The sequence below is a fragment of the Prevotella aurantiaca genome (assembly GCF_015262605.1).
Lineage (GTDB): Bacteria > Bacteroidota > Bacteroidia > Bacteroidales > Bacteroidaceae > Prevotella > Prevotella aurantiaca.
The window spans coordinates 1-14,035 of the sequence record NZ_JABZSJ010000064.1; the positions used below are offsets into that span (position 1 = coordinate 1).

The following is a 14,035-nucleotide window of genomic DNA, read 5'->3' on the forward strand; positions in this document are numbered from 1 at the left end:
TGTCACATAAGAGAGAACGACTCTAAAATAAGCACATTTTTGTCATATAAGCCAACAATTTATTAAAACCAAAAAAATATTACTATTATAAAAGAAATTATATGTTAGGAGTTATATTAAATGTATTACATATACTATCAGCTATCTTTGTCGCTTTCTTGTGTTTAAGACATTTATATAGAATGTTCAAGAAAATTAAGGTGAAAGATTGGCGCTCAGTAGTAGAAGATGTCATAATTTTAGCAATATGTACCCCTATTTTTTATCGTCATTTTTTTGTGTGGTATAACCTGGGAAAATCTTTCACTGAAATTATAACTTATTTTAGCTAAGAAAAAAAGATGGAGGTAGGAGTATTATTGGTTATATTTTTGTAACAGTTGCTCCTTATAGGCTTTTCATATTTTTAGACGAGTATAATTTGTAGGTATGAACATAAAAAAAGAATATGTTCGCTGCAAAATTTAATGCATTATTAGTATTTGTATTTACTCTTTCAGAGTATTATCGTTTTTTGATATCCAAAATTTGAAAGATGCTTTCAATGTTATTATAAACTATTTCAATTGAGAGGGGATTCTAAATAACATATTATGGAAGAAAAGAACCGATGAAGAGGTAATAGACAGTTACAATTCTGCTAGACGTACAAATTCAATAAGAATTATAAAAGTCTAATGGTATTTTTTATTTATACACTAATAGTTTTGGGCTATCTAAAAAGGAAAGTCCAAAACTATCTTTTTTTGCTATAGAATTTATAATTACAGATTTGTATTGATAATTGATACAGAACGTTAAGTGTCTGTTCAGAAACTCTATTCTGTTGTGTCTATCTTATTTGTAGTTCCACCTATCACTGTGTCAATTTATATAGAAAAGATATATAGAAAAAAGATATTTACAACTTATTAGTTCTCAAACAATTACACGAAGGGTAAAAAAATATAATAAGAAAATATTTTTTTTATATTATAAATGCATCGTTTTTATATTACAAAAAAATAATTTTTCATATAAAAATTTGAAAAAGATAATTTCCTTCGAAATCTGACATATATTATTTTTATCCAGACGATTTATTTGATACAAAAATCTTAAGGAATAACGCTAACAAGAATAAATAGAATATAGAAAGTTCTGTTATTTCTATAGTCTTTAAATAGAACAATTGAGGCAGTATTTTATTAAAGACATACAAACAAGTAGGCTTAATATAGGAAGTAATCCACCTTTAGGCTTAAACTTAATACCTTACATTACCACAAGTATAAAAGACAGAATGACGAAGCCAAAGATTTGTACCATCATGTTTTTTCTTATTATGTTTTAGAATTTTCTTAAAACGAAATTTGTTTGCATGATTTTTAGGGTGGGTTGAATAACAAAATAACTATTGTGCATACATTTGTAGTTGCATAATGGGATAAAGAGCAGCACGAATGAATCGTAAAAATCCTTTTCCTTCGGTATGAAATAGGTGTTTATAATTCTTCATACACTGATATTGCAATTTCAGGAAAGGTAAAACACCATTTTGCAATTCTAACTCGAGTATAGTTTTTGCAGCTTTTGCCTCATCGTTATTTGCATTTACATAATTTAAAAGCAATAGTTTTGCTGCAAAAATAGGGCGTATGTGCTTTCGTGTTTCCTTGTAATGCTTTATTCCCCACCACAACATATATAAAGCATTCTGCCACGATGGTAAACTTTTTTTATAATCGTTATAAGTAGTAGCTGCAGAATGTCGGCGGAAATTAACCAGTATTTTGTCGATGAATACGATGTTTTTATGTGCAGCCGCCACTATTGAAAGTGCAGCATCGTACATAGAATATTTAAAAATGGAATGTTCTAATGGTGGTAACATATTTATAAGTTCACGGCGAAACAATAATGTATGTCCAGGAAGCCCTAAAAAACACATTCGAACAACATTTACATTACGTTTTCGATGGTCGAAATAAGCAAACGAACCATCGGTAGAAAAAGGACGCGAAAAACCAGAACAAAGTAAGTTTTTACCAATACTTTTCATCTGATTTTCTATTTTGTCGGCTTCCCAAATATCATCTTGGTCGGCAATAGCTATGTATTCTCCTGTTGCTCGCTGCATAGCTGAAACGAAATTGCCATTAACCCCTCGCTCAGAATCGTTTTGAAAGACTTTTATAATATTATGTCTGGAAGCATATTCTTGAAGAATTTCTACGGTATTATCGGTAGAATGGTCGTCTTGCACAATTATTTCGTACAGTGGATACGTCTGAGCAAGGATTGAATTTAATTGTTCTCTGATGTATCTTGCACCATTGTATGTGCATAAGACGATAGAAACGCTTACTTTCATAGACATTTAATAATTAGAAATATAGATAACGCACGAGAAGTGAAACATTATAAATGATAAGGTATATTGCCAATAGTACAAGAAGAATACGGAGTTTCTGTCTTGTCTTGTCACTGCTATTACGAACGAAAAATGCTATAGAAAGTGGAATAACATATATCCAATGGGCAGTCATAATATAAACCTCGTTAATACCAAAGCCTAATCCGATGTGTAATATTATATCTAAAGCTGCAAAAGAAAGACACAGCCATAAGAATTTAATACGGCGCCCACACCAAATTCCTACGATGAAAAGGAGGAAAATCAATGCTTCGATAACATAATTGACTATCCAATCGTAGGTAACAATTACAGGACGACTTTTCATTACATCTTCTAAAGTATGCTTTTGGTGTAGCTGTATGGATTCGCCAAATAGGTTTTCTACAATTGTTTTGGGGCGAGAAGTGGAAACATCTGTCCAATTTAGGAAACGTTTATCGCTTACAGGCTTTCCCGAATGGGCTTTCTGCGGCAGTTTTGCTTCCGCTCTTAGCACTTTTTTACGATGCGCTTTCCATATTTTCTTAAAGATTTCTTCCTGCTTTGCGCTATCTTTAATCTGTGTAGTGTCCTTGAATGATGCAAACATTGCCCTACGTTCAGCTTTGATAGCATTACGTTTCTTTACCTTTGTCGCCTCTACTTTCTCCGAAATAAACTCTTTATGCTGCCACTCTCCTATTGCAAAGATGACTGCAGCAGGAAAGATGATAGCTAAAAAGATATTTTTTAGCGTGAAAAACCGCTTGCCTCGTGTGAAAAAGTTGGACAGAATAACCTTTAAGCCATTATTTAAAGAGATGCCAGCAGTAAATATAAATAGCAAAATTGTTTGCCAAATGCTCATTTCTTTCTTCGCTTTCAATTGCATTCCTGCAATATAGAGCGTTAAAAGAAGCATAAATAACGACAGAATAAAATGGTCTGGAGCTATGCTTGACAATAAAACGTGAGCAAAAGAGTAAAGGATAAAAGCCAAAATTGCGGCATCAAAGGAAGCAATTCCAATAATATGGCGTTGTATTCTCAACATCAAAACAAAGCCATACGTTGTAAAGAAGATTAAAATTAGAGCAACAATATAAACTGAAAAGTTTATTCCTGTTATGGCAATAAGCAGTTGATTTAACTGTGAAAAGGGATAATAGAAAAGTGCTAATAAGGGGTGGCGGTTTACATCATAGGCTAACGACCAGTCAGAAACAACTAAATAGGTTAGCGGATCGAAACCAGAAAGGTGGTAATTGTCTACAAATAGCTTGTAATAATTGCTCGATGGTTTCGTAAACAATGGTATATATTTCGCAATGGCAAGTGTTTGCAATAGTAATTGCCATACGAAGAATAAGCCAACGGGTAGGCGTTCATCTCTTTTAATGGTAAGAAAACCTACAAAAACATTCATGAGATAAGGTAATAAATAATTTGTCCACCATTATAAACCCATAGCCAGCTTGTCAATAAAACCAACATGACGCGCAAAATAAAGCGTGATTGGTGCGAAAGAATACGCAACAAATAGCCTATGGAAATAGGTATTATGAAAGCCCATCCAGCTGTCATAATATATACTTCGTTGATGGCGAAGCCCATAATAACATGTAATGTGAAGTCGCAGGCAAACCATAATAAGAGCATTCGCATAAATTTATAACGCCAACCAGCCAAAATTCCGGCTAAAAATAATAACACAATAATAGCTTCAATAACATAATTGGCAATCCAGCTATATTTAACAAAGATAGGACGATCCCACAAAACGTCTTTCAAAAGATATTCTTGATGCAGTTGAATAGGTTCACCAAAGAAGTTTTCAATGATTGTTTCTGTACGAGAAGTAGAAATATCCATTAGTTTTCCTATTCCATCGCTACTTGCTGCCCTTCCTGTATGAGATCGTAACCATGCATTTCGTTGCTTAGTATGAGATTCAAACTTTCCTGGTTGTTTCTTTTTATTGTTGTTTACAATCTTTTTGGTAAACTCTTCTTGCGGAACTTCTACCGTATAATACTGCAATTGTTGAATTCCAAATAGCAAAAGCAATGGCAGAACCACTCCAACAGTTAGATATTTGAAGTTAAAAAACCTTTTGCCATTTGTGAAAAGACCTGCTAAAATAGTTTTTCCTGCATTAGAAGCTGCCATTCCTGCTGTGAAAAACATCAATAAAAATGATTGCCATGTATTAATTTCCTTTCCTTGTTTTTGCCTTATTCCAGCAATATATAGGGTCATTGTAAGAAGCATAAGCGATATTACAAAATGGTCGGGAACTATTGTTGGCAACAGGATATGCCCAAAAGAAAATAAGAATAGTGTAAGTAACGTTGCATCTTTCTGTTGTAATTCCAATACTTCACGAAAAATACGATAGGTAAAAATTACTGCGTAGAATGATGAAAAGACGATAATAATCGCCATAAAGAATACTGCAAAGTTGATACCAACAGCGTTTATAAGCCAATGGTTCAGCCAATATAATGGGTAAAGCAGTGTTAAAAATAATGGATGTCGAATGGTTTCAAAATGGACACGCATTCCAGAAATGGTTATCCACGACCAGTTATCATAACCCGACATACGGAAATTATTGGTAAATAACGACCAAAAACCTCCATGTGCGCCCATTGTATAAACGCCAAAATGGCTACCTATGAGCAAGGCATTGAAAACTAAAAAGACGCAAAGCATGGCACATGCCAATAAGCGTTCTTCCTTTTTTACTGCAAAAATACCAAATACAGACATTCCTTTCCTTATTAAAGTCTGCAAAGTTACACATTTATAATCTATCTTCCAAGTAATATCGTCTAACTATTTGTGTTATAGTGATATTATTTCCGTTTTAAAAATAAACGCACCAAGACAAAATTAATGGGAACGCAGATAACAAAAACAGGAATCATTGCAAGACCTTTGGATAGTCCGAACCAAAGAAATAGAGATAAGAAACCTGTTTGCAAACTATAATTTACGATGTGTGCAAAAGCAAAACCTGCTCCATTTTTTGTTGTAGATACTACCTTGAAAGTGAACTTTGTAGACGCTATATAGTTAAAAATAAAGCTCACCAAATATCCAACCGTATTAGAAATTCGCGGTTCTATCCACTTTATTAATAAAAGATATATGCCGTATTGCAGAGCCGTTGCTAAGATTCCAACAATACCAAAACGCACGATTTCACCGAACTTTTCGTTCTTGTCTCGTTTTCGAAAAGGCTTATAATAACTTTTGTCTGCTTCTTTCAGCAAGTACTTATCGCCTTTGCTATCTCCGAAAGCCAACAACTCATAAGCTTCTCTGTAAGGAAACACTTTTTTAAGTCGTTTTGTTTTCTCTTTTCCATAACAGTTTTTTGTTATGAATTGTCCTGTTATTGTACCTAAACGAAAATCTATCTGTGTTCCTTCTATCTTTACTTTATCGCCAAATTCATCAAAAAAAGGTTTCACCCAGTTCTCAATACTGGCCGTAATTACAATAACGCTATCTCCTTCAGCAATTGCTTTGCGTATTGTTGCAAGTCCTCCTTTTCGCATGATATTTTGTTTTGCTACAGCAAAATCTTTGCAAATTCTGTTAAACTCATCTATATCCATTCCTTTAAAGAACCATGAAAAGATGCGTTGTTTTGCTTTCCAATTTGGATAAAGATGTAGTTTCATTAATAAGATAATAGGTGCAAACAGAAGAAAACCAAAAAAGGTTTTCCCAAATCCTTTTGCATATCTGATAAATTCAACAAAAGAATCTTTTGTCGTCAGTGTTCCGTCGAAATCAAAAGCATATACTTTCATGATGCTATAAGAAGTATATTATTATAAAGAAAGTTAGACCGAATCCCAATACTATGCATTGTATGAAACGATCATGAAGAATAACTTTTGTTGGGTCACCGCTCTTTTTATCTACAACAGCAAGCTGTATATAGCGCAATAATCCCAAAAGAACAAAAACACTGGTTAGGTAAAGGTTCTCAGTATGGAAATTTGCAATGGTTTCAGGACTTACGGTATACATGATATAACATACCAAAGTAACACTTGCTGTAATAGTAATGGCTTGGTTAATGAACGTTAGATTATAACGAATTGTATTCTTTCTCGGTGCTTCTCCTGTTTCGTTCATGCGTAAAACATCATCACGTCGTTTGGCAAACGAAAGAAAAAGCATCAGAAGGAAGGTCATTAACACAATCCATTTACTCAGTCTTATATCTGTAGCAATACCTCCTGCAAGAATACGCAGCACAAAACCAAACGCAACAATACAAACATCAATAATGGCATGTTGTTTTAAAAATAAACAATAAGCCACATTTAAAACCCAATAAAAGCCAACGACTCCAGTAGTTTCAATACACTTGTTCGGAAGAAAAAGTAACGAAACCATCGATAAAATCACCATTACTATCATAATAGCATATCCTTGCGCAATACTTACTCTGCAAGAAGCTAAAGGTCGGTTACACTTTTTAGGATGGCGACGATCGTCTTCAACATCTATAATATCGTTCAGACAATAAATGGAAGAAGCAATAAATGAAAAAGCAATCATTGTGATGCAACCTTCGTATAGCGACTCCAAATGTCCTAAAGCTCCACCAAAGAAGATTGGAAACAACACAACAAGATTCTTTATCCATTGGTGCGGACGTATCAATCTGATTATTTCTTTCATCTTTCTTGATTCCTTTCTATTTTCGTTGTTATCTTCTCAACTCCTATATGCAGGAACCATGCAAGGGGTAAAGCTATTACAAGGGTTGCAAAAAACTTTGCCCAATAGTGCCAACTAAGTCGTTCGATATAGATAAGTATAAAATGGTTGTGCAACAAATATAGCTCTAAACTTATTCCACCCACAAATATAAGTGCCTTGTGGAGGTATTTATTTGAAGCTTTTTTTAATACGATGCAAAGCAGAATTATTCCAGTTATGGTGAGTGGGATATATAGCATTCGCTCCAAAAATAGCGGAAAACGTCCATGCCTTACCTGTTCCAAATAGATACACGTAGCAAGCATTCCGACAAACGTCAGTAATATTAGCCAAATAGAGCTTGCTTCCAAAGTTCTTTTTTCCTTTACTGTCGCTCCAAAGTTTAGTCCTATTAAATAAATCGGAACCCGACTCCAGAATATTTCAATATGTCCCACAGTTTCATTGATAGGTACAACATACTTAACAGCAACGCACCAAGCTATCATTATTGCAGGAATCCATCTATAAGTGGGGTGTTTTATAATAAGCGACAAATAGGCTGGTGTTATCAAATACAGCATCATGGTTGCTGGTATGTACCAAAACGTAAGTTCATCGTTCAACCAAAAATCCCAGTTTATCGTAATATCTCCGATTAAATCAATAATATTTGTACTATTTCCGCTGTGCTTTACCCATGGAATAGCAAGAAAATCTGGTATGTAATACAACGATGCTAGAATGAGCCAAGCAGGATAAATACGTAAAAGTCGCTTCTTAAAGAAATTCATTGCATCGGCATTCCTCGTCCATGAATACCAAAGACCAATACCGCTAAGGAAGAAAAACATATCGACTCCAATATTTCCCATGCGTCGAAGTCCAAAAAAAGCATCTGTACGAGGTACACTTACATGGAAAAGCATAACGAACAATATCGCTAAGCCCATCAGTTCGCCTCGATACTTACTAATATTTGCAAGTTCTATTCCTTTTTCTTTCATCTCAAAACTTGGGTGAAGGCACATGCCTCATTATTTCTTTAAACAACCATGCCACGCATACAGAAGTAATCATATAGAGCAGAAGTCCTGTCCAATAGTCTCCACTGCGCGAAATGGGAATTATAATTTTTCGTGTAATGGGATGCGAAATAAACAGCGCTGCTGATATAACGCCTAACCATTCAAATGTTTTTGCTATACCGAAAGTAAATTGGGGAAAATGTTCGTGCCAGTAAGTCAGCAGTTTTACAAAACTAATTCCTGCCGAACATATAAACATAGGAACAAAAAACCAGGTTAAAAAATTATTGCTACCAAAGCGAATAAAGAGTAACGACACAATAAACGTTATCCCATAGATGCGCAATTGTATGTTACGCATATACTTTGCATAAAGCAATCCTAAACCAAAAGGCAGCATTCCGCCTACAAAATTATACCTCCAACGGTTCAATGCTTCTCCATTTGGCTCACAAGATAGTTGTATTAGTGTGCAAATAGCAATGAAACCTACAATCCATGTCCACCCTTTTTTGTATAAAAACAAGCGGTAAACCATGTATAATTGGAGCATTAAACCAAAAAACCAATAAGGACCAGGCCATATAATATCATCAGGATTGGGCAGAAGGTTATTGAACAATCCCATCTGTGCCACAATATCCATTACGTCGTAGTGATGTTGCCCTTCTGTTATGGCATCAACTAAGACGAAAGCAGAAAAACCTACTATCATCATACGGAAAAGTTTCAGCCAGTGATAACGCAAAAAACGAAAAGTATTGGGTTCGTGTATAGTGCTGGTATTCTGACTGGGTGATACTGGTTTAGCATTCTCATACTTCGCTACTAAACCATAAGCTGATAGGAAAAGGAAGATAGGTACACCATAATGTCCAAAGAATGACAGCAAATGAAAAAAGGTGCGGTCGTTAAAGCCATGTGCCATAACGTTGTTAAACCAATCCACATTATGTTGGTTGAATTGGTACTCGTTTTCCTTCACAATAGGACGGAGCCAATGGCAGTAATTATGAAGTACAATACCAGCAATCGCAATGCCACGTAAGATGTTGCACTCTGCATGACTCAACGTCTTATCGACTATACCTTTGCTAACAGTAGAATTTGTTTTGCTCTCCATATATTGTGGGGTTATAATCTTTAAAATCTACGGTTTCATCGCTATTTCTTATTTTGTTCAGCCACCAGTTCATCGTAGTTGGTTTTGTTTTTAAGTATTCGAGGACGCTTCTCATTGTATTGCGGACTCAAAATATCATATTCACTTCGATAGTCTTTTGCTTTAATGCCGCCTAAGTGCAATAGTAAGTGTGGCAAAGCGTCAGTCATAAAACGTTTGTCTTTTGCAGCTTTTATTTGTTCAAACACCTCAGGGTGCTTCTTAATATATTTCGGAGAACAATATATCCAGAAAGGAACTTTGAACTCATAACGTGCCAAATCGTAGTCGATTTGTGCAGAATGGTTACGACATATTATACTTCTTTTGCCTTCAAAACATTCTTCTCCGTGGTCGGGCATATATATTACTACTGCCTCTTCGTTGGCAAAACGCTTTACAATCTGGTCCACTATCGAGTCGTTGTATAATACAGCATTGTCGTAATGTGCCAACATATAGCGGCGTTGCTTGGTTAGTTCTGGACGCTTCTTTTTGTATTGTGCAGCTCTAAAGTACTTTCTATTTTCAGGATAGCGTCGGTTATACGACACATGACAACCCATAAGATGGAATATAATAAGGTTGTTGTCTTTGTTCTCTGCCTTCAATGTCTTGTCATAGTCAGCCAATAATCCTTCGTCATAAGTATGTAAACGTGTGTTTCGTGTATCGAACATCGACGCAGATAACTCTTTATGATTCAAAAAGAATCCTCCACTGAAATCGTATACGGCTTCTTTTGCTTGGGGAAGGAATTGATTGGTGATGAAGGATACATGATATCCTGCCTTTCGGAATAGTTGTGGGAAGAGCGGATAGTCGCACCATTCTCCTTTTTGACCAACAACATGTAGCGAGAAGATATTCTTAAATACGAAACTTGTAAGGTTCCATGGTGCTACAACATCAGTGAAAGGTACCAACAATCCCGACTTTTCCAACGCAACTTGCCGTGGTGTAGTCTTCATAAAATAGCCATATTGCTGCGAATGGTGTGGTCCTAAACTTTCGCCAATAATTAATACTATGTTTTTTGCATCAAAAGTGCAGTCTTGAACAGCAACACGATCTTTTGCATCTACCAATCTATCTATTTGTTGGGCGGCTAAAAGATTGGCATAAATACTAAATACAAGTCGGTAAATTGGGGTATAGAATACTGCGCAATCAGGTGTTGTAAGTTCGTGTTCTACAGCTCCTATTGTTTTCAACGAGAACATTTGCGCCATTTCACGCTTATTATGGAACGACGAAATAGCCGAAACTACAAACAGAATGAGCGTAATTATACCGATGAAAAGGCCACTTTTCTCTTTTACGACATTGAATATTACAGGGTATTTTATATTCTTTCTTTTGCGATATACACTCCATACCATTAGCAAACAATGCAAAAGCACGATGAGTAGTAAAAATCCTACACTTGATGTTATTACTTCGGCATTGATATAGCTACTGAAAAACTCGCTTGCTTCGCGCTTATCAGTTTCTGCAACCAACAATAACATCGAAGGATTAAGGGGAGATTGGAATTTCACCCAACAAAAAAGGTCGGCAATGCTTGTTGCATAGGCGATAGTATAGAAGACTCCAACTATCCAGCAGCGCACACGTTCAGGTATCAGTGAAAGAAGAACACAAACAATATAAAGATCGAAAAATAATTCCAACCAAAGGTCTCCATATACCGACACATCCTCTCGGTTGGTAGGAAGTTCTGCGTATGCAACAAAAATACCAACGAGATACATAAAGAAGAAAAAGCGGAAGTTACTCTTAATAGGGTTCCCTACCTTTTCTAAAAGTCTGGTAATACTGCTTAAAATAGTCATTTTCTAAACTTTGCGACAAAGGTACGGCAAAAAATAGGATTATTCAAGTTTTACCACCTAATAATCCTTTTTCTCCTGTTTGCCCGTTTTGAATATATGAGTTTTTATCTTCTGTTTTCAATCAATTTACAATGTAATGCGTATATATTACAGACTAAGAAAAAAAGCATTTTTTCAAGCACATCTTAATTCCAAAAAACTTTTATTATAATCCATCAAAATTATAATTATAAATTTTATTTTTGTAATTATAAATTTTATTTTTATAATTAAAAATTTTTGTGTTTGTTATTATAACTTCAAACAGCTTGATTATATCGAACAAACTTTACTAAATATATAGGCATCTTGGACAGAAGATTTGCTTTAAAATTAGTACCTTTGCATTAGTAAACACAACGTAATAATAAAACAAACAAATAAAAAGGTGTTGTGATTAACTTTAAAAATAGTACCTTTGCATTAATAAACATAATATTAGAGGATTAAAATAATAATCAAAATACACATTGAAAATGGAAGAAAAAGAACCTAAATCGCACATATTAAACTCTCAAATGCTTTCCAAAGACCAAAAAAGACTGTTTTGGGCTGAAAGAACTATCGAAAAGTTTAAGGAGTATGATAAAAAACGAACTGAATATGTGTACAAACTCGAACAGAACTATCAGACGTTGAGAAAAAGATATGAAGAGCTTGAAGAAGAACTTTATGGAGATGATAAAGAGGCTTTATCAAAGAGAGAGAAAACAAGAAATAAAAAGATTGAAGAATACAATAGAATAATGCGTGGGGAGCATGCCTTACAAGTCATGCAAAAGAAATATATGATTGATGGAGAATACACAGATGAATTTCGTGCTTTTCTTAGTGATTTTAAAGCTGCTATGGCAAAAGAGTTCCGCGACCATCTTATAGAGAAGAACAAGAAGCTAACACGTAACAACGAGAGTTTGTTATGTGAATTAGTAAAATACCGAATGCGTATCAAAGAGTTGGAACAAAAATGCAATAATAGTAAATAAATGATTATCGGCTTTACATTAGCAAACACAACTGTATATTAATTATGTCAATTTATGAAATTTTCTTTTTCTTGATATCGCTTGTCCTTATGCCTTTCTTTACACATGGTGAGCCTTGGTATGTAAAGTTGTTCTTTTTAGGACTATCTATGCTCTTTACCCCAATAATAGGTATACCATTATACAGATATTTTGCAAAGTAATTAACTTTAAAATTAGTATCTTTGCATTAGCAAACAGAACTATTTATTATCTTTGCTTTCATAATAAAAATAAGACTTTTAAAAACAAGAACAGGTATGTTGATAATCGAAACTATTTCATTCCTTATAACCCTCCTTGCAATGCCCTTTGTTACTCGTGGCACACCGTTTCTTGTAAAATGTATCTACTTGGGGCTTTGCTGTTGTTTTACTCCTATAATAGGAATTTCCCTTTACAAACATCTAATGAAATAATATCCATCATTAGGAAAAACTGTCCTTTGCACTAAAACTGTCTGTTATTATATTTGCACTTAAAAGGTAAATATGGTAACAGAAAGTCTTGTTCATAAGAAATTTGTTCACGACACTCTCCATCAGGGTATCTCTAAAATATATACTACGCAAGAAAGCGTTGTACGTAGCAATTATCAGATTCGCTCGGGGCGTCTTCTAACGTCCCTTTCTAAACATTCTTCTAATACAAGTATTTCGGGCGAATCTTATACCATTTTCGTACGGATTCTGCCTTATCTTCGCTTCTTAGATATGGCATATCGTCTACGAAATGACCGTATAGCCAAGCACAAACGGTGCAACCTTGCACTTTAGTTGTGATTAGCTTTAAAATTAGTATCTTTGCATTAGCAAACACAACTTTCGTCTCAGCAGCGATTTGCTGTTTGAGATTTCGAATCTGCGTTGCATTTCTTCCATACTCCTCACGTCGTTGTTTCCACGAATCAGTATTCTTTTTCCCTGCAAGTTCGAGAGATTCCATTTGACGTTGGAGTGACTTGTTGCGCTCTCCATGATTATCAATTTCCTTAGAGAACTTGCGAATATTCTGCTGCGCCTTGTCTGCCTTAGCATTTACAACGAGTGTAACTTCGTCTTCAGATAAATGTTTTGCCATAAATAAAATTGTCTGTTATTACCTTTTGCAAACAAAGGTAATAACAGACAATAAAGCAGGAAAGGACAAAACTGTCTGTCTATCTGCTGAAAGCAAAGAGAAAAACGGGGATTCCTACGAGGGGTGTAAAGAGTATGCAGCAACCAATGTAAATAAGGCAAGTTCTCCAGCACCAATCGTCAGCCTTTATAAAGAATGGAATTGTTATCAGCGTTATGATTATTTCGAGAAATATCCACATAGTTTTTGTTTTTAGTTCCTGCGACAAAGATAAGCAATATCCTTGAAACGCACAAGTAACAGTTTGGTTATTTTTTCTATTGCATAGGATAATTGATTATGCAGAGAGTTGCGAACCTCGTCGGTAAACCCATAGCGTAGCTCTGGGAATAGGTGTTTGTAAAGAATAGGCCATACAAGTTTATTATAAAGATTAGTTGTGATTAGCTTTAAAATTAGTATCTTTGCATTAGCAAACACAACACTTACGAAAGACGTTGAAAGCGGGAGGTGTTGTGATTAGCTTTAAAATTAGTATCTTTGCATTAGCAAACACAACTTCGGGAGATTGCAGGTGTTCTTGGTGTATGTTGTGATTAGCTTTAAAATTAGTATCTTTGCATTAGCAAACACAACGAGGAGTATCCGTAGGCTCTTCGATAGGAAGTTGTGATTAGCTTTAAAATTAGTATCTTTGCATTAGCAAACACAACGATTTGTAATTTATTTGTTTCTGCAAATGGTTGTGATTAGCTTTAAAA

General features: G+C 34.8%; 10 protein-coding genes. 1 reads left to right on the forward strand and 9 read right to left on the reverse strand.

The features are described 5' to 3' along the window. Positions 1-1,393: 1,393 nt before the first annotated feature. The 8 genes from HXN26_RS09545 to HXN26_RS09580 form a co-directional block, all read right to left on the reverse strand. Positions 1,394-2,353 carry a glycosyltransferase gene (locus tag HXN26_RS09545; RefSeq protein ID WP_273160945.1) on the reverse strand — a complete coding sequence of 320 codons (960 nt, stop codon included), beginning with the start codon at positions 2,351-2,353 and terminating at the stop codon, positions 1,394-1,396. Between the two features lie 13 nt (positions 2,354-2,366). Then, complete coding sequence (locus HXN26_RS09550) at positions 2,367-3,803, reverse strand: DUF6080 domain-containing protein (protein WP_273160947.1); 1,437 nt, start codon at positions 3,801-3,803, stop codon at positions 2,367-2,369. Then, positions 3,800-5,149: a DUF6080 domain-containing protein gene (locus HXN26_RS09555; protein WP_025001609.1), complete on the reverse strand. Its 1,350-nt coding sequence runs from the start codon at positions 5,147-5,149 to the stop codon at positions 3,800-3,802. The genes HXN26_RS09550 and HXN26_RS09555 overlap by 4 nt, the downstream gene beginning before the upstream one ends. A gap of 86 nt (positions 5,150-5,235) precedes the next feature. Then, a complete protein-coding gene (locus HXN26_RS09560; protein WP_025001608.1) occupies positions 5,236-6,201 on the reverse strand; it encodes an HAD-IB family phosphatase in 966 nt (321 codons plus the stop codon). A 4-nt stretch (positions 6,202-6,205) separates the two neighbouring features. After that, on the reverse strand, positions 6,206-7,084 hold the full coding sequence (locus HXN26_RS09565; RefSeq protein ID WP_273160950.1) for a decaprenyl-phosphate phosphoribosyltransferase: 879 nt from the start codon (positions 7,082-7,084) through the stop codon (positions 6,206-6,208). Further along, positions 7,081-8,112, reverse strand: a complete 1,032-nt coding sequence (locus HXN26_RS09570) for an acyltransferase family protein (protein ID WP_273160952.1) — start codon at positions 8,110-8,112, stop codon at positions 7,081-7,083. Before HXN26_RS09570 ends, HXN26_RS09565 begins: the two co-directional genes overlap by 4 nt. A gap of 1 nt (position 8,113) precedes the next feature. Then, on the reverse strand, positions 8,114-9,256 hold the full coding sequence (locus HXN26_RS09575; RefSeq protein WP_273160954.1) for an acyltransferase family protein: 1,143 nt from the start codon (positions 9,254-9,256) through the stop codon (positions 8,114-8,116). Positions 9,257-9,297: 41 nt separating this feature from the next. Next, positions 9,298-11,130 carry a phosphoethanolamine transferase gene (locus tag HXN26_RS09580; RefSeq protein ID WP_273160956.1) on the reverse strand — a complete coding sequence of 611 codons (1,833 nt, stop codon included), beginning with the start codon at positions 11,128-11,130 and terminating at the stop codon, positions 9,298-9,300. Positions 11,131-11,645: 515 nt separating this feature from the next. On the opposite strand from HXN26_RS09580, the gene HXN26_RS09585 reads away from it, so the two are divergent. After that, on the forward strand, positions 11,646-12,155 hold the full coding sequence (locus tag HXN26_RS09585) for a hypothetical protein (RefSeq protein WP_273160958.1): 510 nt from the start codon (positions 11,646-11,648) through the stop codon (positions 12,153-12,155). 681 nt (positions 12,156-12,836) lie between these two features. Here HXN26_RS09585 and HXN26_RS09590 read toward each other — a convergent pair. Beyond that, positions 12,837-13,274 carry a hypothetical protein gene (locus tag HXN26_RS09590; RefSeq protein ID WP_273160960.1) on the reverse strand — a complete coding sequence of 146 codons (438 nt, stop codon included), beginning with the start codon at positions 13,272-13,274 and terminating at the stop codon, positions 12,837-12,839. Positions 13,275-14,035: the final 761 nt, after the last annotated feature.